Genomic DNA, 20,625 nt, shown 5'->3' on the forward strand with positions numbered 1-20,625 from the left:
CATGACCCTCGTCGAGGCTCCCCTATCCGGGTTGTCGCTCCCTGGTGAGCTGAAGCAGCTGGGGCCGGCGCAAGCCAAGCTCACGCTCGCCGGCATGACGCGGGAGGAACTGGCGACGGCGCTTCGGGCGATCGATGTGCCTGAACGTGAAATCCGCATGCGGGTCGCGCAGGTCTGGCATTGGATTTACTTTCACGGGCTTCGCGATTTCGACGGGATGTTGAATGTCGCCAAAGGGTTGCGTGCCCGTCTGGCGGAAGCTTACACGCTCGATCGCCCGGATGTCGTGACCGAGCAGGTGTCGGTCGACGGCACCCGAAAATGGCTGATCCGGTTGGCTCCGACGGGACCACATGACCGGGGCGCCGAAGTGGAATGCGTCTACATTCCCGAAAGCGACCGCGGCACGCTTTGTGTGTCGAGCCAGGTCGGCTGCACGCTGACCTGTACGTTCTGCCACACCGGAACCCAGAAACTCGTCCGCAACCTGACATCGGCCGAGATCGTGGCGCAGTTGCTCGTGGCCCGGGACCGTCTGGGAGATTTCCCGGGCTTGACGGCACCGACCGACGGCCTTGTACCCGGAGAGGGCAACCGAGCCGTCTCGAATATCGTGTTCATGGGCATGGGCGAGCCACTCTACAACCTAGACCATGTGACCGCCGCGATCGGCATCATGGCCGATGGCGAGGGACTGTCGCTGTCGCGCCGCCGCATCACCGTGTCGACCTCCGGTGTCGTGCCGCAGATTGGACCCTTGGGCGCCACGGCCGGCACGATGCTGGCAATATCGCTGCATGCCACGCACGATGCCCTGCGCGACGAACTCGTGCCCCTCAACCGCAAATATCCGATCGCCGACCTGCTCCAATCCTGCCGCACTTATCCAGGTGTCTCGAATGCCCGGCGCATCACCTTCGAATATGTGATGCTCAAGGGCGTCAACGATTCGCTGGCCGAAGCCAAGGCGCTCGTCAGGCTCCTCAAGGGGATTCCGGCGAAGATCAATCTGATCCCTTTCAATCCATGGCCGGGATCCCGCTATGAATGTTCCGAATGGAACGTGATCGAGCGTTTTTCTGACGTCGTCTTCAATGCCGGCTATGCGAGTCCGGTCCGCACCCCACGCGGTCGTGACATTCTGGCCGCCTGCGGTCAGCTCAAGAGCGAGACGGAAAAGCTGCGGGCTCGGGCTCGGCTCATGCTGGAAGCGGGCGATCAAGCGGAACCGTCGGGTGCGGATATCCTCTCGGCCTGAGACGGCCGTGCAGCCCAACGAAGCTTATCAGCCGAGCGGCCACGATTTCTCCGCTGGATCCGCAGATTTGGATAAAGCTGGCTTGGCAAGGGTCGTGGAAGCTGCTATCTAGAAAATAGAACCACGCGGCCCCTACAGGGTGGCCGCATCCCAGATGGGATATTGGCGTTATTGCTGGCGATCCGCTCCGAACAGGACCGTGAAAATGTATCGCAAATAACGCTTGGATCGTGAGCGCGATTATCTCTGGTTGTTTAGCCGGACCGTCCGGCTCCTGGAGGTCGATTGTGCAACGATTCTCGTAATGGGCGCGAAACGGACCCTTCTTCTAAAGAAGAAACTCGGGATCACGACGTGACATTGGGTGGGCTTGAACCAAGCAGTGCCTGCAAGGGCGACTCGGTCGGGTCCTTGTTTCAAACATGTGAGTGCGATGGTGTTTCAAGGACACTCGATGAGACCCGGTCAGAACAAGCGTATGCGTGGTCGGAACAACAACAATAACAACAGCAATGGTGGCGGCGGCCACCGCCGGGGTCCGAACCCGCTCACTCGGTCCTATGAATCGAACGGCCCCGATGTGAAGATCCGGGGTACAGCGCAGCACATCGGCGAGAAGTATCTGCAGCTCGCCCGAGATGCACAGACCTCCGGTGATCCCGTCGCGGCGGAAAATTACCTGCAGCACGCCGAACATTATTTCAGGATCATCGCGGCCGCCCAGCAGGCGCAGCAGCAGGCACAACCTGGTTACGCACGCCAGCCCGGCGACACCGAAAGTGACGATGCCGACGGCGACGACGAGGTGATGATGCCCGACCGGTTTTCCCTGCCGAGCGAGAGATTCGCCCAGCCGACAGGGACGGGACAACAACCTTACGCCGACCGCGCCGGATTCAACGGCGAGCGAACCGGCGTGCCGGAACGAGCCGAACGTCCGCAGGGACAGGAGAATGGCTACCGGGCCGAGCGACAGGATCGTGAGCCCCGAGTGGACCGCGACCAGCGCCAGGATCGCGAGCCGCGACAAGATCGTGATCAACGCCAAGAGCGCGATACGCGTCAGGACCGCCCGGTCACCGACCGGCCCGCTGGCGACCAGCGTCCGGCAGCGTCCGGCAACGCAGGCGAGCGCGCCCCGTACGAAGGCGACAAGCCTTATCGGAACGATCGTGGCACGCGCCCGCAGCGCACGCCTCGCTACCCGCGCGACGGCCAGGACTACCGCGAGCGTAATGAACGAGCCCCACAGGAGGGTCGTGATCAGCGCGACACCCGTGATCCTTCCGTGAGGGAGCAACCCCGGATCCCGGAGCCTATCGCCACGGTGGACCCGGAGATTGGTTCGGACTTGCCGGCCTTCATCACAGCGCCGGTGCGCAGCGTGGTTCCCGCTGCTCCTCCTGTTCCCGAGCCTGTCGAGGTGGCTACGCAACAGAGCCCCACCCTGGCAGCCGAGTCGCCTCAGCCCGCTGCGGAGGCGGTCGCGGATGCCGCGCCGGAGGCTGAAGGTTTCGCGGTTCGCCCACGCCGCCGCCGCCGAACCCGCGCCGCCATCGAGGCCGATGCGGCCGCAGCTCAGGCCGCCGGTGAAGTGGATTCCGAATAGCAGGCGTCTCTTGGATCTCCGCATCGCGCGGAGACGCTTGTTTTAAGCCCATGGAGACGTTTCGCGTCGTCTCCATGTGAGGGTAGCGGGGACACACGAAATTCCCGTCCTGGGCCTTCCTAAGAGTTGGCCTTTTCTCTCCTCCTCGCCTTATCGCTCTTGCTCTAGCTGAGCGAATCGGCTAGGGCACAATTCCCTCCTTGTTCCAGGCCACGCTCCGCCGGTCTTTTTGATCGACCTGAGCGCCTGGACTTCCTTCCTGCCATAGCGCCGCGCCCTCCCTTCCTGTTGCGCGCCAAGGATCCGTCTCATGCGGGAAATCAAACTTAAAGACCTCAAAGAGAAATCCCCGACCGAGCTTCAGGTCTTCGCCGAGACGCACGAGGTGGAGAACGCCTCCATCATGCGCAAGCAGGAGCTGATGTTCGGTATCCTGAAGCAGCTCGCGAGCCGCGACATCGAGATCGTCGGCGAGGGTGTGGTCGAGGTGCTGCAGGACGGCTTCGGCTTCCTCCGCTCCTCGGACGCCAACTACCTAGCTGGACCGGACGACATCTACGTTTCTCCTTCCCAGATCCGCCGCTTCGGTCTGCGGACCGGCGATACTGTCGAGGGCCTGATTCGCAGCCCGAAGGAAGGCGAGCGCTATTTCGCGCTGCTCAAGGTCAATACGATCAATTTCGAGGACCCGGAAAAGATCAGGCACAAGGTCCATTTCGACAACCTCACGCCGCTTTATCCCAATCGGCGGCTGAAGCTCGAAATCGAAGACCCGACCCGCCGGGATTTCTCGTCCCGGGTTATCGACGTCGTCGCACCCATCGGCATGGGGCAACGCGCCCTGATCGTGGCCCCGCCCCGCACCGGCAAGACGGTTCTCCTGCAGAACATCGCGCAATCGGTCACGGCCAATCACCCGGAATGCTACCTGATCGTGCTGCTGATCGACGAGCGGCCCGAGGAGGTGACCGACATGCAGCGCTCGGTGCAGGGCGAGGTGGTGTCCTCCACCTTCGATGAGCCGGCAACCCGTCACGTCCAGGTCGCCGAAATGGTGATCGAGAAAGCCAAGCGCCTGGTCGAACATGGTCGTGACGTGGTGATCCTGCTCGACTCGATCACCCGCCTCGGTCGGGCCTACAACACCACGGTCCCGTCCTCCGGCAAGGTGCTGACCGGCGGTGTGGATGCCAACGCGCTGCAGCGCCCGAAGCGCTTCTTCGGCGCGGCCCGTAACATCGAGGAAGGCGGCTCGCTGACCATCATCGCGACGGCGCTGATCGACACCGGTTCGCGCATGGACGAGGTGATCTTCGAAGAGTTCAAGGGCACCGGCAATTCGGAAATCATCCTCGACCGCAAGGTGGCGGACAAGCGGATCTACCCGGCGCTCGACATCACGCGCTCCGGCACCCGCAAGGAGGAACTCCTGGTCGCCCCCGAGATCCTCAAGAAGATGTATGTGCTGCGTCGAATCCTCAACCCGATGGGCACGGTCGACGCGATCGAGTTCCTGCTCGGCAAGCTGCGTGAGACGCCAAAGGGCAACAGCGCCTTCTTCGACTCGATGAACACCTGACGCTGACCTGCGTCACGCGTCTGAGGTTTGAACGTCAAGGAAACAAGGGCGGCGGCGTGAACCCGCCGCCGCTCATCGCTTGTGAAGAGCGACGCGCCAGGGGCGGGTTCGGATTGGCGCAGCGCTCTCCGAAGGCTCCTTCGACGCAGATCGGTCCAAGGGCTTTCTGGATGATCGGATCCGGCATGCCGCATCGTGCTTCCTCTCCCTTCATGGCCCGCGGCAATGGCTGAAACCATCTATGCCTTGGCCAGCGGAGCCGGCCGATCCGCGGTGGCCATCATCCGCGTTTCGGGCCCGGCCAGCCGTCATGTGCTGGAACGCCTGATCGGCCGATGCCCTGAGCCACGACGCGCGGTGCTGGCCGCGATCGTTCATCCCCAAACCCATGAGTTGCTCGATCGCGGCCTGGTGCTCTGGTTTCCGGGTCCGGCCTCCTTTACGGGCGAGGACGGAGCGGAGTTCCAAGTGCATGGCAGTCGGGCCGTGGTGGCGGCGCTGCTCGACGCCATCGGCCGTGTTCCTGATTGCCGTCTGGCCGAAGCTGGCGAGTTCACGCGACGTGCCTTTGGGCATGGCAAACTCGACCTCGCGGCCGTCGAGGGACTCGCCGACCTCATCGAGGCGCAGACTGAGGCACAGCGTCGGCAAGCCCTCCACCAGCTCGATGGTGTGCTCGGCCGCTGGGTGCAGGATCTTCGTGACGACCTCCTGACCGCCCTGGCGCTCGCAGAATCGGCGATCGATTTTGCGGACGAGGACGATGTGGCGGCGGACGCTCTCGCCATAGCATTGGACACAGCCACCGCGGTTGCGGAGCGGATCTCGCAGGAACTGGCCAAACCGCGAACCGCGGAGCGCATCCGGGATGGTTTCGTGGTGGCCTTGGCGGGTCCCCCGAACGCCGGCAAATCGACCCTCCTCAACGCGCTCGCGAGACGCGACGTGGCCCTCGTCTCACCCATCGCCGGCACCACGCGGGATGCGATCGAGATCGAACTCGATCTCGGCGGTTTCGCCGTGATCCTGATCGATACAGCCGGGTTGCATGTTTCGGAGGACCCTCTCGAACAGGCCGGAATGGAGCGCGCCCGCGCCCGCGCCAAGGCGGCCGACCTCGTGTTTTGGCTACAGGATTGCGCGGACTCTCCTGCCCTACCGGCCGAGCATGGTTTCGCGGAGATCTGGACGATCGGCACGATGTTGGATCGAACCCTCACTCCTGCTCCCGGCCACGATCTCTTGATCGCGGCGCCGTCCGGCCAGGGTCTCTCGGACCTCACCGAGCGGCTCCGCCAGAAAGTCAGCCAGGAGCTTTCGGGGGGCGAGTCAGCCGTCCTGGCGCGTGCCCGACATCGGGGGGCACTCGAAGCCGCCCTGCGGGCGCTGCGTCAGTCGCTCGGCTTCCACGAGGCGCCGGAGGTCGTCGCAGAGAATTTCAGGATGGCGAACGATGCGCTGGCCACGATCGCGGGCCGCATCGAGGTTGAGGACGTGCTTGGGGCCATTTTCTCCCGCTTCTGCATTGGGAAGTGACGCGCGTTTCACGTGAAACGCGACGCGACAGTCCTTTCGTCGCGCGGCAGGGTTCTTGCTGGACCTTGTGACGCGTCCGATCGTTATAGGAACATTGCTGGTCGGATGGTTGAACGACGGGGTGGCGCGGTCATGACGTTATCGACTGACGGGTTCGCTTATGATCGTCCACAGGTCCAGAAGGCGGGACCCGTCCGCCAGATCATCGGCGGGATCGACCAGCGGCTCAGCCGCAATCAGGGTGTCAAACCCTTCAGCCACGACGAACGCTGCATCTTGCGCTATGCCCTCCTTCGGTCGCCCTGGAGTTTTTCCCTCTCAGACGGTTCGCGGGTGGAGAGGGGCGACCCCGTCATCGACATCCATTGCTGGAACGAGCGGGTCCCGCCGATGCCGTCCTCAGGACCGGAACTCGCCTGGGCGCAGGATATTTCGAAACGCCTCCGATACTCCCTCCGGCTGCTCGCGGCCGAGATGATCACCGATCCCGCGCTCCAGCCGGCGCGCGCCTGCCGCGCGCGCGTCAACTTCGTCGGGCGCGGCTGCTCCAATGAAAGCGTCTCGCGCATCATCGGGCGACTTGGATTTGAAGATATCAATGAGGGCCCAAGCTCATCCTGGGCGCTCATCCACGATCAACTTGAAAACGTCCTTACAGCGGCACTCGTCTGGACCTACAACCCCAAGGCTTTGCGCCGTGACAAGATGGTTCGGGAAAAGCGCCCGGTCTGGGCCTCACGCGAAACCCTGTTGCAACGCTATGCCGGTACGGCCGTGATCGTCGCCAAAACCCCTGAAGGCTTGGCTTACCGACGCTGAGCTTGCGCGGAAACTGGCCAACGAAATCCGGATCGGTTAAGTGAAGCCTCGACATCTCTCGCTCGAGCTTGGCTGACGCCGACCCTTGAGGTTGGCCGACCGGACTCGGCAGCGATCAGGACTGCCGTAGACCGGGCGAGCGAGATCCGGCCGGCTTTGTGTTGGACGTCTCGATCATGACCACCCGATATGACGTCATCGTTGTCGGCGGCGGCCACGCGGGCTGCGAAGCGGCCGCGGCGTCGGCGCGACTCGGCGCCACAACTCTTCTGCTGACCCACAAGGCACGGACGATCGGCACCATGTCCTGCAATCCGGCCATCGGCGGGTTGGGAAAAGGGCACCTCGTCCGCGAGATCGATGCCCTCGATGGCGTGATGGGACGGGTCGCGGACGCGGCCGGCATCCAGTTCCGCGTGCTCAATCGCCGCAAGGGACCCGCCGTGCGTGGGCCACGCGCGCAGGCCGACCGTAAACTCTACCGCTTAGCCATGCAGGACATGTTGGGTGCGACCGCCAACCTGACGATCCTCGAAGGCGAGGCGCATGATCTCGTCCTCGACGACGCTGGCCGCGTCGCCGGCGTGCAAACGGCCGACGGCCGCACCCTGGCCTGCGGTGCCGTGGTATTGACCACGGGCACGTTCTTGCGCGGCCTGATCCATATGGGCGAGACCCAGATTCCCGCCGGGCGGATCGGCGAAGCCCCTGCCCTCGGCCTCTCGGCCACACTGGCGGGACGCGGTTTTGCCTTGGGCCGCCTGAAGACCGGGACGCCACCTCGTCTCGAGGGCAGGACCATCGACTTCTCAGGCCTTGAGCGGCAGCCCGGCGACGACGAGCCTGAGCCGTTTTCGAGCCTCACACGGGTCATCACCACGCCTCAGGTCGACTGCCACATCACCCGGACCACTGAGGCGACCCACGCGGTGATCCGCGCCAACATGCATCGCGCGCCGTTGTTTTCCGGGGCCATCCAGGGGCGTGGTCCGCGCTATTGCCCGTCCGTCGAAGACAAGGTGGTGCGCTTCGCCGATCGCGAGAGCCACCAGATCTTTCTCGAACCCGAGGGGCTCGACGACACGACCTATTACCCGAACGGGATCTCGACATCCCTGCCGGCCGATGTGCAGACGGCCTTCCTGGCCACCATCCCGGGTCTTGAGCGTGCCGAGATCCTGCAACCTGGCTACGCCATCGAATATGATTTCGTCGATCCTCGCGAACTTCATCCGACGCTGGAGACGAAGCGGCTGCCGGGCCTCTATCTCGCCGGTCAGATCAACGGAACGACGGGCTACGAGGAGGCGGCCGGGCAGGGGATCGCGGCAGGGCTCAATGCAGCCCTTCGATGCGGCGGCAAGGCGCCGATCCTGTTCGACCGGTCGACCTCCTACCTCGGCGTGATGATCGACGATCTCGTGACACGTGGTGTGACCGAACCCTATCGAATGTTCACCTCCCGGGCGGAGTTCCGGCTGACCCTGCGGGCCGACAATGCCGACCAGCGGCTGACCCCGTTGGGGCTGGCGATCGGCTGCGTCACGACCGAGCGCGCGGAGGCTTTCGACGCCAAGCTGCAGGCCCTGCAAGCGGCGCGTCAGTTGATGCACGGCTGCAAGGCGACGCCCAACGAGGCCGCGCGGCACGGCATGTCGGTCAGCCAAGACGGCTTGCGCCGCTCGGCCTTCGAGCTCCTCTCCTACCCGTCGGTCGAATGGGAAATGTTGCAGTCCCTCTGGCCCGAGATTGCGGGCGTGCCCGACACGATCCGGCCGCAGATCGAAGCGGACGCGCGCTATGCCGTCTACCTCGACCGGCAGACCTCCGACATCGAGCGCGCGCGGCGCGAACAGGGTGGCACCCTCTCCCCGGATCTCGACTATGCGGCGATCTCAGGCCTGTCGCGAGAGATCCGCGACAAGCTGGCGGCGGCGCGGCCGATGACGCTCGGCCAGGCGCAGCGGCTCGAAGGCGTCACGCCTGCGGCCATCACGTTGCTGCTGGCCCATGTCGATCGCCCTTCCCCGGCCGCGCTCGCTTCGTGAGCCGCTCCATCGAACTGGACCGCGAGCGCGCCTTGCGGCTGATGGCTGTTTCACGTGAAACAGCCGATCTTTTCGCCATCTATGTCGACCTGCTCGCGCGCTGGCAGTCGATCAAGAACCTGGTCGGCCCATCGACGCTCCCGGAGGTGTGGACTCGCCACATCGCCGATTCGCACCAGCTCGTTGCGCTCGCCCCTGACGCCCGGGTTTGGACCGACATGGGCTCCGGCGCCGGCTTCCCCGGACTCGTTGTCGCCATCGAGATCCGCGACCGCCCGGGCGCGCAGGTCCATCTGATCGAGAGCAACAACCGCAAGGCGGCGTTCCTGCGCGAGGTCGCGCGGGAAACCGGGGCGCCGGTCGTCGTGCATCCTCGCCGGATCGAGGACGTCGTGCCGGATCTTGGGGCGATCGACGTGCTGACCGCGCGGGCCTTGGCTCCGCTTCCGCAATTGTTCCTGTGGGGAAAAAGACTCATCGACGCCGGGACGCTCGGCCTTTTCCTGAAAGGCGAGGAGATCGCAACCGAATCAGCTACGGTCGCGGAAGATCCGGCCTATGCGATCGACTTCGTCGAGAGCGTGACGCCGGGTAGCGGCCGGATCGTGCGGGTGCGAGCCGTCGATGCTGCGGCCGGCCGAGAGGAGGGGAATTCAAATGCGCGGTGAAGGGGCGGGGCCACGGGTTCTGGTGCTGGCGAACCAGAAGGGAGGCGTCGGCAAGACCACGACGGCCATCAATCTGGGAACGGCTCTTGCGGCCATCGGCGAGAAGGTTCTGCTGATCGACCTTGATCCCCAAGGCAATGCCTCGACCGGCCTCGGGATCGATCGACGGAGCCGCAACCGTTCGACCTACCACGTCCTGACGGGCGAAGAGCGTCTCGCCGACATCACCCTTGCGACCGCGGTGCCGAACCTCCACGTCGCGCCCTCGACCATGGACCTGCTCGGCGTCGACCTCGAAATTGCCAGCCACAAGGACCGCACGTTCAAACTACGGAACGCCCTCACGGCCCTGGCGCATCCGGCCGGGGGTGAGCCTGCCCCGGGGTTCACATACATCCTGGTGGATTGCCCGCCCTCGCTCAATCTTCTCACCGTGAACGCACTGGCGGCCGCCGATAGCGTTCTGGTGCCGCTGCAATGCGAGTTCTTCGCGCTCGAGGGTCTGTCGCAGCTGCTGGCGACGGTCGAGCAGGTGCGTCGCAGCCTGAACCAGGAGCTGACGATCCACGGGATCCTGCTGACCATGTTCGACCCGCGCAACAACCTCGCCACCCAGGTGGTGGCCGATGTGCGGGAGTTCATGGGCGATAAGGTCTATGACACCGTCATTCCACGCAACGTCCGTGTGTCCGAGGCACCGTCGCACGGCAAGCCTGTGCTGCTCTACGATTTGAAATGTGCCGGTAGCCAAGCCTATCTGAAGCTCGCCTCGGAGGTGATCCAGCGCGAACGGCACCTGCAGGCGGCATGAGGATGAGCATGGCCGAAGAACATTCCCGTCCCCGTCTCGGGCGGGGCCTGGCGGCGCTGCTGGCCGACACCAGCGCCCAGATGCCGGTGGCCGATGCCGCACGCGAGCAGATGCGGGTGCCGGTGGGAGCGCTCGCGGCCAATCCGCATAATCCGCGACATGCCTTCGACGGCGCTGAACTCGACGATCTCGCGGCCTCGATCCGCGAGAAAGGAATTCTGCAGCCGATCATCGTTCGGCCTCTCCGGGGCACCACCGATCGCTACGAGATCATTGCGGGCGAGCGTCGCTGGCGTGCCGCGCAACTGGCCGGGCAAGGCGATGTCCCGGTTATCGTGGTCAGGGTCAACGACCAGGAGGCTCTCGAACTCGCCATCATCGAGAACGTGCAGCGTGCCGACCTCAACGCCATCGAGGAAGCGCGCGGCTACGACAGGTTGAGCGGCGAGTTCGGCTATTCCCATACCGATCTGGCCAAGGTGATCGGAAAGAGTCGCAGCCACGTGGCCAATACGGTGCGGTTGCTGAAGCTGCCCGAGCCGGTCAGCCGCATGGTGACGTCGGGCCAGTTGACGGCCGGTCACGCCCGGGCGCTGCTCGCCTTCGACGATCCCGAACCAGTGGCGCGACGCGTCATCGAACGCGGCCTCAATGTGCGGGATGTCGAGCAACTGGCGCAGCGCCAGCAGGACAAGCGAGCCGCCCCGGCTGTTGTCGAGGTCCTGCCGCCGCGCAAGCCCCGGCGGGGCACGGAAGCCGCCGCCGTGGCCGAAGAACTCAGCAACCTTCTCGGACTCTCCGTGACTCTCAATCATCAAGGCGCCGGCGGCGAGCTTCGCATCCGCTACAACACGCTGGAACAGCTGCACAGCCTGTGTCGCCAATTGCGGTCGTAACCGACGAGGGATAGGGTAGGGCGATGTTGCCGGAATGCTCCGGCCGTTGCTGACGATAGTCGAGGTCGCGAACCAATATGCCCGACGCCGAGGGCCACCCTGACCTGGACGAGATGGAGTTGGGCGCCGTTTTGTCCGCCTTGGCCGACCCATTGCGTCGGCGTGTGGTCGGCGATCTGCTGCGCTGCCAGGCAGGTCACGAACGCACCTGCGTGTCGTTCAATCTGCCGGTCAGCAAGGCGTCGCTCACCCATCACTTCCGGGTCTTGCGGGAGGCGGGCCTGATCCGTCAGGAGAACCGCGGCAACAGCCGGGCCGCAACCTTGCGGCGCCACGACCTCGAAAGCCGGTTTCCGGGTCTGCTGGCTCTTGTGGCCGCCGACCTCAGCCGCGACTGAACGACAGGATCACGAATGACGACACGAGAAGCGCGAACCGGCGGGCGAATCCTTGTCGACCAACTGGTGGCACAGGGTGTCGACCACGTCTTCTGCGTGCCGGGGGAAAGCTACCTCGCGGTTCTCGACGCGCTGCACGACTCGCCGATCGCCCTCACGGTATGCCGGCAGGAGGCCGGCGCCGGCATGATGGCCGACGCCCATGCACGACTGACGGGCCGGCCCGGCATTGCCATGGTGACACGGGGACCGGGCGCCACCAACGCGGCCCATGCGATCCATATCGCCCAGCATGATTCCGTGCCGCTGATTTTATTCGTGGGCCAGATCGAACGCGGCATGCGAGGGCGCGGCGCCTTCCAGGAAATGGATTACGCCGCCTTCTTCGGGTCGACCGCCAAATGGGCCGTCGAGATCGACGATGCCGCGCGTATCCCCGAACTTGTGTCGCGTGCCTTCCATGTCGCCCTGCAGGGCCGCCCGGGACCCGTCGTCATCGCCTTGCCGGAGGACATGCTGGTCGATGTCGCGGAGGTGGCGGACGCCTCCCGGGTGGAGCCGGTGCAGGCCTGGCCCGGCCTGACCCAAATGGCGGAACTGCAAAAGCTGCTCTGGGCCGCGCAACGGCCCTTTCTGGTTCTCGGCGGCTCCGGCTGGACCACCACGGCCCGAGCCAGCGTCGGCCGCTTCGCGGAACGGTTCGATCTGCCGGTCGCCACCTCGTTCCGGCGCGCGTCGCTCTTCGACGCCGATCATTCCTCCTATGCAGGCGAAATCGGCATTGGACCGAACCCCCGATTGAAGGCCCGGATCGAGGCGGCCGATCTCCTGATCCTGCTCGGCGCCCGCATGGCCGAGATCCCGTCGCAATCCTACACGCTGCTGCGGATCCCCTCGCCCGGCCAGACGCTCGTGCAGATCCATCCGGGGTCCGAGGAACTCGGCCGCGTCTATCATCCGGCCCTGGGAATCCAGGCGAGCCCGGCCACCTTCGCGGCAACGCTCGAAAGCGTTCAGCCGCCCCAGACTTTGCGCTGGGCCGCCGAAACCCGGTCCGCGCGCAAGGATTACCTTGACTGGACGGGTCAGCCAGCCGCCGACGTGCCTGGACCCGTCGACATGGCCGAAATCGTGATGTGGTTGCGGGACCGCCTGCCCGCGAACGCCATCGTGACCAATGGAGCTGGCAATTACGCCATCTGGGTCGGCCGCTACATGCGGCTCACTGGAGCGCGCAGCCAGCTGGCCCCGACCTCAGGGTCGATGGGCTACGGGCTGCCGGCGGCGGTCGCCGCGAAGCGGGTCGCGCCCGAGCGCTGTGTCGTCTGCTTCGCGGGCGACGGCTGCTTTCTGATGAACGGCCAGGAATTCGCGACCGCCGTGCAATATCGCCTGAACATCATCGTCGTCGTGGTCGACAACAGCATGTATGGGACCATCCGCATGCACCAGGAGCGCACCTATCCGGGGCGTGTGTCCGGCACCGACCTGCACAACCCGGATTTCGCCGCCTATGCCCGCGCCTTCGGGGGCCACGGCGAGACGGTGGAGCGGACGCAGGATTTCGCGCCGGCGTTCGAGCGAGCGCTGCAGGCCGGGCTCCCGGCCATCATCCATGTGAAGGTCGATCCCGAAGCCCTCACGCCTGCGAAGAGCCTGTCGCAGCTTCGGCAGGAGGGACTTGCGGCCCACAAAGGATAAGCCTGGACGGAACCGACGGAGGTCCGTGCGCGGGCAACGCGGACGCCACCAACTCATGAGCTCGCGTCTATAAGAGCCCAGAAGGGCAGCTAGCGATGCTGGGAGCTCCGTCATCGCGAGCGAAGCGTGGCGATCCATCCCCCGGCGCCGCATGGATTGCCGCGTAGGTTCGCTCCTCGCAAAGACGGTGGGGGGGGAAAGCACTCGCGTCGATCGAGAGGTGGCTCGTTCCCCCTCCACCGGCGGGCTAAGGCGCGTCGCTTTTCGCCCCAAGCCTCTCGATCAGCGCCATAGCGGCCGCGGGGGCCTTGGGCTTGTGGCCGTTGATCATGAATACGAAGACGTCGCGCGGCGCGGCGCCCTTCCGCGGCGGCGGTACGACATAGTCGAGGTCCTTGGGGCAGCCGCCGGCCGCGAAAGTGCCGCCCCGCTCGGCCCAGTGCTGCAATTCGGCAGGAGCGTAGCCGGTTTCGCACGCCTCCGAGGCCTGTTGCAGACGGGCGTAGACGAAGGGCGCCGTCACGTCGGGGATGTGAGGAAACTCCTCCTTGTCGGTCAATACGGTCGCGACGCCATAGGTTCGCAGCAGTGCGACGAACTCCGGCACCCGGAAACTTGGATGTCGTACCTCCACCACATGCCGTAGGGCCAAGCCGTCGGCCTCAGTCGGCAGCAGCTTGAGAAAAGCCTCGAAATCGGCCGGGTCGAAGCTCTTGGTCGGCAGAAATTGCCAGTTGATCGGCCCAAGCTTGTCCTTGAGCTCAGTCACGCCGCCCGTCACGAAGCGCTCGATGGAGGCTTCCGCCTCGGCCAGAACCCGCCGGTTGGTGGTGAAGCGCGGGCCCTTGACGGCGAACATGAAGCCGTCTGGGGTTTCATCACGCCAACGGGCGAAGCTTTCGGGTTTCTGCGAGCCGTAATAGGTGCCGTTGATCTCGATCGCGGTCAGATGGCTGCTGGCATAAGCGAGTTCCTGCTTCTGAGGCAATCCTTTGGGGTAGAATGTTCCCCGCCAGGGCTCGAATGTCCAGCCGCCAATCCCGACCCTGATCGCTCCCGCCGGCCGCTTGACCATGCCTCACCAACCACCCGGATCGAGCAACCATTCTCCCATGCCCGGCGCTGCCGGCGCATAGCCCAGCGCCCGTCCATGCAGGCGGCGACCGTAATCGTAGGTCTGGCCGCCATCATAGGCATAGGTGGCGGCGCGTGGGATGCTATTCCGGCTCCGGCTGCTGGCATAAACAACAGTCGGATGGACATTACGCTTGGCATAGACGCGACCGCCCGCCGGCACCGCGCCGTTGATAGCGATCTGCGCCCCTTCGCGCTTGACGAGTCCGTAGAGCAAGGCCGCGTTCTGCGGCGCGAGCCGGATACATCCATGCGAGGCAGGCCGGCCAAGCGATCCCGTCGCGTAGGTGCCATGGATCGCATAGCCGCCGGAGAAGAAGATGGAATGCGGCATCGGCGAGTTGTGGTACTTGTGCGACCGGTGCATCGCTTCCATCCACTTGACCCCGAAGGTCCCATGCGGGGTGCGGAAGCCTGAACGCGCGGAGGAGATCGGCCATACATAGGCCCCGCTGGCTGAACTCACCTGCATGGTCTGCGAGGCGAGATCCACCCGGATTCGCACGCGCGCCTCGGCGCCCTGCATCATGGCCAGCATCGTACCCAGCATGGCCATGAACATAATGACGAAACGCATCGGTAAGCCTCGGGGTCGAACCTGCTTGAGCGGTTTGAACGTCTCGCGTTATGGGGGGCGCGTAAACAACGGGCTGAAAACAAGGTTGACGAAATCCCTCCACTTTCGCCGGCTGTGAGCGTCCAGAGTGGCGCTCGATGTCGTCGACCTTCGCAGCTTCTATGCGGCTCCGCTCGGGCGGCTGGCTCACCGCTTTCTCGCGGCGGTGATCCGCCATTGGTGGCCCGATACGACCGGGCTCGCGGTCCTCGGGTGTGGATTCGCACTTCCTTATCTCGACCTGTTCCGCCAGGAGGCACTGCGAAGTCTGGCGTTCATGCCCGCCGATCAGGGGGTGGTGCATTGGCCACCTCACGCGACGCAGTCCCTGACATCCTCGGCCCTCGTCGACCCCGATCTCCTGCCGCTGCCGGATGGCTCCGTGGATCGGGTTCTTCTGGTGCATCTGCTCGAAGTCACCGAGATTCCACGCGATGTGCTCGACGAGGTCTGGCGCGTGTTGGCACCCAGTGGCCGGCTCATCGCGGTGGCACCAAACCGGCGCGGCTGGTGGGCGAGCGTCGACACGACGCCCTTCGGGCATGGCCAGCCCTTTTCGAAGGGCCAGCTCCACCGGCTGCTGCGCGATAGCCTGTTCTCGCCGGAACGGTTTAGCGAGATCCTCTACATCCCGCCGTTCGAGCGGCAGACGACATTGCGGATGGCGCCGCTGTTCGAAAGCTTCGGCCGTCGTCTGGGCCTGCCGGGCGCCGGGCTATTGGTGGCCGAGGCCACCAAGCAATTGTATCGTCCCGTCATGGTCAGGAAGGTCGTGCGTCGCAGCCTGCCGCAACTGCAACCGGCTCTGGCACCGCTTGGGCTCCGCCGCGAGAGCTGAACGATCGATGTTCGGCCCTCAGCGCCAATCGCCAAGCGCCGCCTGGACCACCGCGAGAGCCGCGACCGCGGCCGTGTCGGCGCGCAAGATCCGCGGCCCGAGCGATAGACGGATCGTTTGCGGGAGACGGCAGAGCGCTGCCCGTTCCATGTCGTCGAAGCCCCCCTCGGGACCGATCAACAGGCCAAGCGGCGGGACCGCTTCACCCTCCAGCCTTTGACGCAGGGCCTGCACGGGATCCCCCACCTCGGCGTCCTCGTCGCAAAACACGAGCAGGCGATCCGCCGGCCATGCGGCCAGAAGCGCGTCGAGCCGGAGATCGTCGCGGACCTCCGGAACATGCAGGATACCGCATTGTTCCGAGGCCTCGACCACATTGGCCCTCATGCGCTCAAGGTTGACGCGGGTGGCCTGGGTCCGATGGGTCATCACGGGCTGCAGCACGCCCGCCCCCATCTCGACCGCTTTCTGAACCATGTAGTCGAGGCGGGCGTGTTTGAGAGGCGCGAAGCCGTAGAGCAGGTCGGGTGCGGGCGGTTGGGCGCGGATCTGTTCGACGGGTGTCAGCGAGGGAGCGCCCTTGGCCGGGAGCGAGAGGGACGCCCGCCACTCCCCGTCCATTCCGTTGAAGATCAAGACGCTTGCGCCGGCATTCAACCGGAGCACGTTGCGGAGATAGTTGGCGTGCCCCTTGTCGAGCGCGATCTCACGTCGCGGCTCAAGAGGACCGGCGACAAAGAGACGGGGAGACGTGAAATCCTGACGTGACATGGTCGCGCTGTAGCATGGAGATCGAGTCAGCGCCTTGTCACATGAAAACGACGGTTTCGCATTGCTTTCCCCGACTCTCGCGTCACAGTCATGAAGCCGCCGCTTTTTTGCGGAAACCCTGGGCCTATGCTTTCATCGCTCAGCGACCCGACCAATATTGTGGCCCTAGGGAATTCACCCGTGACCCAGGCACCGTCGACGTCAACGATCCGCACCGTCAGCCGGCAGCCCCGGACGGTCCTCCTGGCTTCGCTGGCTCTATCCTTCGTCTCGCTGTGTGGGGGCGCCGCGCGGGCCGATTGTCAGACCGACATCAACGCGATCATGAAGCGCCGGATAGATGCCGTTGCACAGATCAACGGGATCGCCAAGAAGAACGGCGGCAAGCTGGATCCGATCGCGGCTTGTCCGCGTCTGCGCAGCCTCGCCAGCGTCGAAGCCGAAGGGATGGCGTATTTCACGAAGAACCAGGAATGGTGCAATCTGCCGCCGGATTTCGTGTCCAAGATGACAGACGCCCATGCGAAGACGGTCGGCTTTGCGGCCAAGGCCTGCGCGGTCGCGGTCAAGATGAAGCAAATGCAGACTCAGCAGGCCCAGCAGGCGCAGGAAGCCCTGCCGAAACTGCCCGAAGGTCCGCTCTGAGCCGTAACCCGAAAGGTCGCCTATGAGCCGGACATGACGCTGCGCCCGGCCGCCGCCTTACCGGATACGACGGCTCCTTGGTTGCTGCGCATGTGGCCGCGTCGCTGGTGGCCTTATGCCCAGCTGGCCCGGATCGATCGGCCCATCGGTTGGCAGTTGCTCCTCCTCCCCTGCTGGTGGAGCGCCTCGCTGGCCGCGGATGCGGCCCGGACGATGCCCAACGCGCTTCATCTCCTCCTGTTTCTGGTCGGTGCCATCGCAATGCGCGGGGCAGGATCGACCTTCAACGATATCGTCGACCGCGATCTCGACAGGCGTGTCGAACGCACCCAAGGGCGCCCGGTGGCAAGCGGACGTGTGTCGGTCACGCGGGCCTTGGTGTTCCTGGCCGGGCAAGCTCTCGTCGGCGCGCTCGTCTTGTTCAGCCTCAACCGTTTCAGCATCGCCCTCGGGCTTGTCTCGCTCCTCATCGTCGCGCTGTATCCCTTTGCCAAGCGGGTCACGAACTGGCCACAGGCCGTGTTGGGCTTGGCCTTCGCGTATGGAGGCCTGATGGGCTGGGCCGCCTTCTACGGCAGCCTCGCGGTTCCGGCGTTCCTGCTCTACGGCGCCGCGATCTTCTGGACGATGGGCTACGACACGATCTACGCGTTGCAGGACACGCGCGACGATGCCGTTGTGGGGATCGGATCGACGGCTCTGTATTTCGGGGACCGTGTGCGTGGGGGCGTCGCCGCCCTCTACGCCGTCGCGGTCGGGTGCGGAACCGCAGCTTTGGTGACCGGCCGCGTTGGCCCGGCAGCTTACCTTGGACTGGCCGGCTTTGCCGCACACTGCGTCTGGCAGGTGTTCCGCATCGACGCCGCCGATACCACCCGGTCCCTCGCTCTGTTCCGCTCCAACAGGCTGGCCGGGACGATACTCTTCCTCGGCCTGACGCTCGATGCCCTGCTGCGGTCGCAGGGCGTCTGACGCTTCGTCACCGATCGGCCGCATTTGAACGATCGACTTAAACGGGGTTCAGCACGTCTCCTCTACGCTCCTAAGGAATGAAACAGGGGGCGCATATGGCCGAGAACACGCTCGATACCGCATTTGGAGAGCTTCTTCACTTGAACCTTCTTGAAGAGTTCAAGGCCTATGGCGGTGCCTGGACCCGTGAGCGGCTGGCCAAAGCCTATGAGAACGCTCTGACCAACACGATGCTCGACGGCGCCCCGGAGCCCGCCGAGGGCAGTCTCGAGGCCGCCATTCTGGGTCTTGGCCCCAAATGCGAGACGCCATCCGCACGGCCGCGACGATCCGCATAATGGGATAGGCGCCGCGCGCGCTCGGCGAGCCGAGACAGAACGCATGGCGGCATCGCACGCAGCAATCCAAAGCGGCTCCCGGCTCCTGGGGCCGCGAAGTCGAACCGGATCGGCCTCAGACATTGCTCGCGGAGCCCCAGGTTCCGGTTCTCCACTGTACTCCGTCCGGAGTGAGCCACCACACGGAGACGCCTTGCGGGGGCGACGTGTGAACCGTGAAGGAACGTAGGGGAAGTACGCTGGCCCTACGGTTCCAGCGTCGAATCCCAGTAGAGGTAATCCAGCCACGTCGAATGCAGATTGTCCGGCACACGCTGCTTTCGGGCAATGGCGTCGAGCTGGGACGGCGTCGGCTCGAACGGCGGGTGGCGCAAGGTCAGACCGGATTGCTTGAGGGTCTTGTCCGCCTTTTGCAGATTGTGCCTGGAACAGCAGGTCACGATATTGGTCCAGCAGGTCGTCCCGCCCTTGGACTTCGGGACCACATGATCGAAGGTCAGGTTCGTGCTGTCGTCCTGCTTGCCGCAGTACTGGCACCTGAAGCTATCGCGCAGGAAGACGTGGTAGCGCGTGAACGAGATCCGTTTGCGCCGGTGATAGCTCTTCAGCGAGACCACTGACGGGATCGCGAAGGACCGAGACGCCGAATGGACCTCCAGGTCGTAACAGGAGACCTGGTGCACGCGGCCCTGGATGACCGCCACAAGGGCATCTTGCCATGTCCAGACCGAGAGCGGCCCCCAGCTGAGGGGCTGCATGTCCGCATTCAGGACCAGCGTGCAGAGCTCCGGAATGGGTCTATGGAACCCCATGAGTCCGTCTCTTTTCTGCGCCCCAGCGACTGGATGAAGGATTAGCGATCGCGGAGCAGTGGCTCATCAGCCAGTCACCCCGCGGATATCGCGGCCGGGTGTCTGCCTTTCGGTACGCGATCTTCGGTAAAGCGTCATGTTCACGCCTTTGAACCACCGGCCCTGGAGTGCGCAGGGCCTTCCAATAGCTATAGTCTACACAGGCTATGACACCCTTGTGAAGAACACAAACCGCCGCTGGTTCGCTTCAGGCGGTTCTCTTGTGGTTGAAGTGGTGTGACGATTAAAGCCGCTCTAACGGGTCGGAACCGGGGTTTCGCCTCGGTAATCGTAAAAACCGCGCTGAGTCTTCCGGCCAAGCCAGCCTGCCTCGACGTATTTCACCAGGAGCGGGCAGGGCCGGTACTTCGAATCCGCCAGACCCTCGTGCAGCACCTGCATCACCGCCAGGCAGGTATCGAGCCCGATGAAGTCGGCCAGCTGCAGCGGCCCCATCGGGTGATTGGCGCCGAGCCGCATGGCGGTGTCGATCGCGTCGACCGAACCGATCCCCTCATGCAGCGTATAGACCGCCTCGTTGATCATCGGCAGGAGAATGCGATTGACGATGAAGGCGGGAAAGTCCTCCGACACCGTCGTGGTCTTGCCAAGCGCCTGGATGAAGGCCTGGGCCGCTGTAAAAGTGTCGGCCTCGGTCTGGATACCGCGGATCAGCTCGACGAGCTGCATGCGCGGCACGGGGTTCATGAAGTGAATGCCGATGAAACGTTCGGGACGATCTGTCGTCGAGGCTAGCCGCGTGATTGAAATCGACGACGTGTTCGAGGCGATGAGCGCGGTTGGCTTCAGGTTTGGGCAGAGACTCGCATAGACCTTCCGCTTGACAGCCTCGTTCTCGGTCGCCGCCTCGATGACGAGGTCACAATCGCCAAGGTCCGCATAGCTTTGCGTCGCCTGAATGCGCGCAAGCGATTGCCGCCTCGTCTCTTCGCTGATTTGGCCCTTCTTGACGGCCCGTGCGAGATTGCCATTGATCGTCGCCAATCCGGCTCGCAGACGCTCTTCGGATACATCGTTGATAACCACGGGGAAGCCGGATGTGGCGACGACCTGTGCGATGCCGCAGCCCATCTGGCCGGCACCCACCACCCCGAGTTTCTGGATCACACCGGTCAT

Annotated in this window: 21 protein-coding genes; 15 read left to right on the forward strand and 6 right to left on the reverse strand. The window is 64.6% G+C overall.

The genetic code is table 11. The features are described 5' to 3' along the window. Nucleotide 1: 1 nt before the first annotated feature. The 3 genes from rlmN (at nt 2) to rho (ending at nt 4,446) form a co-directional block, all read left to right on the forward strand. Nucleotides 2–1,258, forward strand: a complete 1,257-nt coding sequence (gene rlmN / locus M8523_RS17900) for a dual-specificity RNA methyltransferase RlmN (RefSeq protein WP_282586259.1) — start codon at nt 2–4, stop codon at nt 1,256–1,258. A 454-nt stretch (nt 1,259–1,712) separates the two neighbouring features. After that, nucleotides 1,713–2,867, forward strand: a complete 1,155-nt coding sequence (locus M8523_RS17905) for a DUF4167 domain-containing protein (RefSeq protein WP_282586260.1) — start codon at nt 1,713–1,715, stop codon at nt 2,865–2,867. Between the two features lie 310 nt (nt 2,868–3,177). Continuing rightward, entirely contained in the window at nt 3,178–4,446 is a 1,269-nt protein-coding gene (gene rho, locus M8523_RS17910; protein WP_282586261.1) for a transcription termination factor Rho, read from the forward strand. A gap of 34 nt (nt 4,447–4,480) precedes the next feature. Here the strand turns inward: rho and M8523_RS17915 are convergent, their stop codons facing one another. After that, a complete protein-coding gene (locus M8523_RS17915; RefSeq protein WP_282586262.1) occupies nt 4,481–4,633 on the reverse strand; it encodes a hypothetical protein in 153 nt (50 codons plus the stop codon). A 38-nt stretch (nt 4,634–4,671) separates the two neighbouring features. Here M8523_RS17915 and mnmE point away from each other — a divergent pair, with 38 nt between their 5' ends. The 8 genes from mnmE (at nt 4,672) to M8523_RS17955 (ending at nt 13,323) form a co-directional block, all read left to right on the forward strand. Next, a complete protein-coding gene (gene mnmE / locus M8523_RS17920; RefSeq protein ID WP_282586263.1) occupies nt 4,672–5,982 on the forward strand; it encodes a tRNA uridine-5-carboxymethylaminomethyl(34) synthesis GTPase MnmE in 1,311 nt (436 codons plus the stop codon). Between the two features lie 132 nt (nt 5,983–6,114). Further along, nucleotides 6,115–6,801 (forward strand): YkoP family protein, encoded by a 687-nt coding sequence (locus tag M8523_RS17925; protein ID WP_282586264.1) that lies wholly within the window; start codon nt 6,115–6,117, stop codon nt 6,799–6,801. A gap of 176 nt (nt 6,802–6,977) precedes the next feature. Further along, the gene (gene mnmG, locus M8523_RS17930) at nt 6,978–8,849 is read left to right on the forward strand and encodes a tRNA uridine-5-carboxymethylaminomethyl(34) synthesis enzyme MnmG (RefSeq protein WP_282586265.1); all 1,872 of its coding nucleotides are present in this window, start codon (nt 6,978–6,980) and stop codon (nt 8,847–8,849) included. A gap of 41 nt (nt 8,850–8,890) precedes the next feature. Beyond that, nucleotides 8,891–9,517: a 16S rRNA (guanine(527)-N(7))-methyltransferase RsmG gene (gene rsmG / locus M8523_RS17935; RefSeq protein WP_428350851.1), complete on the forward strand. Its 627-nt coding sequence runs from the start codon at nt 8,891–8,893 to the stop codon at nt 9,515–9,517. Next, complete coding sequence (locus M8523_RS17940) at nt 9,507–10,328, forward strand: ParA family protein (RefSeq protein ID WP_282586267.1); 822 nt, start codon at nt 9,507–9,509, stop codon at nt 10,326–10,328. Before rsmG ends, M8523_RS17940 begins: the two co-directional genes overlap by 11 nt. An 8-nt stretch (nt 10,329–10,336) precedes the next feature. Next, entirely contained in the window at nt 10,337–11,224 is an 888-nt protein-coding gene (locus M8523_RS17945; protein WP_282586268.1) for a ParB/RepB/Spo0J family partition protein, read from the forward strand. A 77-nt stretch (nt 11,225–11,301) separates the two neighbouring features. Beyond that, nucleotides 11,302–11,622 carry an ArsR/SmtB family transcription factor gene (locus M8523_RS17950; RefSeq protein WP_282586269.1) on the forward strand — a complete coding sequence of 107 codons (321 nt, stop codon included), beginning with the start codon at nt 11,302–11,304 and terminating at the stop codon, nt 11,620–11,622. 15 nt (nt 11,623–11,637) lie between these two features. Continuing rightward, entirely contained in the window at nt 11,638–13,323 is a 1,686-nt protein-coding gene (locus M8523_RS17955; RefSeq protein ID WP_282586270.1) for a thiamine pyrophosphate-binding protein, read from the forward strand. Nucleotides 13,324–13,570: 247 nt separating this feature from the next. Here the strand turns inward: M8523_RS17955 and M8523_RS17960 are convergent, their stop codons facing one another. Together M8523_RS17960 and M8523_RS17965 are read right to left on the reverse strand one after the other, a co-directional pair. Beyond that, on the reverse strand, nt 13,571–14,398 hold the full coding sequence (locus M8523_RS17960; RefSeq protein ID WP_282586271.1) for a DUF72 domain-containing protein: 828 nt from the start codon (nt 14,396–14,398) through the stop codon (nt 13,571–13,573). Nucleotides 14,399–14,401: 3 nt separating this feature from the next. Then, complete coding sequence (locus tag M8523_RS17965; RefSeq protein ID WP_282586272.1) at nt 14,402–15,034, reverse strand: L,D-transpeptidase; 633 nt, start codon at nt 15,032–15,034, stop codon at nt 14,402–14,404. 127 nt (nt 15,035–15,161) lie between these two features. On the opposite strand from M8523_RS17965, the gene M8523_RS17970 reads away from it, so the two are divergent. Next, complete coding sequence (locus M8523_RS17970; protein WP_282586273.1) at nt 15,162–15,911, forward strand: methyltransferase domain-containing protein; 750 nt, start codon at nt 15,162–15,164, stop codon at nt 15,909–15,911. Nucleotides 15,912–15,929: 18 nt separating this feature from the next. Here the strand turns inward: M8523_RS17970 and M8523_RS17975 are convergent, their stop codons facing one another. Next, complete coding sequence (locus tag M8523_RS17975; RefSeq protein ID WP_282586274.1) at nt 15,930–16,682, reverse strand: 16S rRNA (uracil(1498)-N(3))-methyltransferase; 753 nt, start codon at nt 16,680–16,682, stop codon at nt 15,930–15,932. Between the two features lie 180 nt (nt 16,683–16,862). Between M8523_RS17975 and M8523_RS17980 the strand changes: the two genes are divergently transcribed. The 3 genes from M8523_RS17980 to M8523_RS17990 all read left to right on the forward strand — a co-directional run bounded on the left by M8523_RS17980 (nt 16,863) and on the right by M8523_RS17990 (nt 18,637). Beyond that, entirely contained in the window at nt 16,863–17,327 is a 465-nt protein-coding gene (locus M8523_RS17980; RefSeq protein WP_282586275.1) for a hypothetical protein, read from the forward strand. A 33-nt stretch (nt 17,328–17,360) separates the two neighbouring features. Next, nucleotides 17,361–18,299: a 4-hydroxybenzoate octaprenyltransferase gene (ubiA, locus tag M8523_RS17985; protein ID WP_282586276.1), complete on the forward strand. Its 939-nt coding sequence runs from the start codon at nt 17,361–17,363 to the stop codon at nt 18,297–18,299. Between the two features lie 77 nt (nt 18,300–18,376). Next, nucleotides 18,377–18,637, forward strand: coding sequence for a hypothetical protein (locus M8523_RS17990; RefSeq protein WP_282586277.1), 261 nt, complete (start codon nt 18,377–18,379; stop codon nt 18,635–18,637). 245 nt (nt 18,638–18,882) lie between these two features. On the opposite strand, the gene M8523_RS17995 is transcribed toward M8523_RS17990, so the two are convergent. Then, the gene (locus tag M8523_RS17995) at nt 18,883–19,449 is read right to left on the reverse strand and encodes an HNH endonuclease (protein ID WP_282586278.1); all 567 of its coding nucleotides are present in this window, start codon (nt 19,447–19,449) and stop codon (nt 18,883–18,885) included. Between the two features lie 294 nt (nt 19,450–19,743). Then, nucleotides 19,744–20,625: a 3-hydroxybutyryl-CoA dehydrogenase gene (locus M8523_RS18000; RefSeq protein WP_282586279.1), complete on the reverse strand. Its 882-nt coding sequence runs from the start codon at nt 20,623–20,625 to the stop codon at nt 19,744–19,746.

This window comes from Lichenifustis flavocetrariae (assembly GCF_026130545.1).
Classification (GTDB): Bacteria; Pseudomonadota; Alphaproteobacteria; order Rhizobiales; family Beijerinckiaceae; genus Lichenihabitans; species Lichenihabitans flavocetrariae.

What these genes read in the sequence shown, in the direction of transcription:
- M8523_RS17915 (WP_282586262.1), bottom strand. Translation starts at nt 4,633, where the DNA reads ATGCCGGATCCGATCATCCAGAAAGCCCTTGGACCGATCTGCGTCGAA.
- rho (WP_282586261.1), top strand. Translation starts at nt 3,178, where the DNA reads ATGCGGGAAATCAAACTTAAAGACCTCAAAGAGAAATCCCCGACCGAG.
- M8523_RS17990 (WP_282586277.1), top strand. Translation starts at nt 18,377, where the DNA reads ATGAAACAGGGGGCGCATATGGCCGAGAACACGCTCGATACCGCATTT.
- M8523_RS17925 (WP_282586264.1), top strand. Translation starts at nt 6,115, where the DNA reads ATGACGTTATCGACTGACGGGTTCGCTTATGATCGTCCACAGGTCCAG.
- M8523_RS17945 (WP_282586268.1), top strand. Translation starts at nt 10,337, where the DNA reads ATGGCCGAAGAACATTCCCGTCCCCGTCTCGGGCGGGGCCTGGCGGCG.
- rlmN (WP_282586259.1), top strand. Translation starts at nt 2, where the DNA reads ATGACCCTCGTCGAGGCTCCCCTATCCGGGTTGTCGCTCCCTGGTGAG.
- M8523_RS17940 (WP_282586267.1), top strand. Translation starts at nt 9,507, where the DNA reads ATGCGCGGTGAAGGGGCGGGGCCACGGGTTCTGGTGCTGGCGAACCAG.
- rsmG (WP_428350851.1), top strand. Translation starts at nt 8,891, where the DNA reads ATGGCTGTTTCACGTGAAACAGCCGATCTTTTCGCCATCTATGTCGAC.
- mnmG (WP_282586265.1), top strand. Translation starts at nt 6,978, where the DNA reads ATGACCACCCGATATGACGTCATCGTTGTCGGCGGCGGCCACGCGGGC.
- M8523_RS17955 (WP_282586270.1), top strand. Translation starts at nt 11,638, where the DNA reads ATGACGACACGAGAAGCGCGAACCGGCGGGCGAATCCTTGTCGACCAA.
- M8523_RS17960 (WP_282586271.1), bottom strand. Translation starts at nt 14,398, where the DNA reads ATGGTCAAGCGGCCGGCGGGAGCGATCAGGGTCGGGATTGGCGGCTGG.
- M8523_RS17975 (WP_282586274.1), bottom strand. Translation starts at nt 16,682, where the DNA reads ATGTCACGTCAGGATTTCACGTCTCCCCGTCTCTTTGTCGCCGGTCCT.
- ubiA (WP_282586276.1), top strand. Translation starts at nt 17,361, where the DNA reads ATGACGCTGCGCCCGGCCGCCGCCTTACCGGATACGACGGCTCCTTGG.
- M8523_RS17905 (WP_282586260.1), top strand. Translation starts at nt 1,713, where the DNA reads ATGAGACCCGGTCAGAACAAGCGTATGCGTGGTCGGAACAACAACAAT.
- M8523_RS17965 (WP_282586272.1), bottom strand. Translation starts at nt 15,034, where the DNA reads ATGCGTTTCGTCATTATGTTCATGGCCATGCTGGGTACGATGCTGGCC.
- M8523_RS18000 (WP_282586279.1), bottom strand. Translation starts at nt 20,625, where the DNA reads ATGACCGGTGTGATCCAGAAACTCGGGGTGGTGGGTGCCGGCCAGATG.
- mnmE (WP_282586263.1), top strand. Translation starts at nt 4,672, where the DNA reads ATGGCTGAAACCATCTATGCCTTGGCCAGCGGAGCCGGCCGATCCGCG.
- M8523_RS17995 (WP_282586278.1), bottom strand. Translation starts at nt 19,449, where the DNA reads ATGGGGTTCCATAGACCCATTCCGGAGCTCTGCACGCTGGTCCTGAAT.
- M8523_RS17950 (WP_282586269.1), top strand. Translation starts at nt 11,302, where the DNA reads ATGCCCGACGCCGAGGGCCACCCTGACCTGGACGAGATGGAGTTGGGC.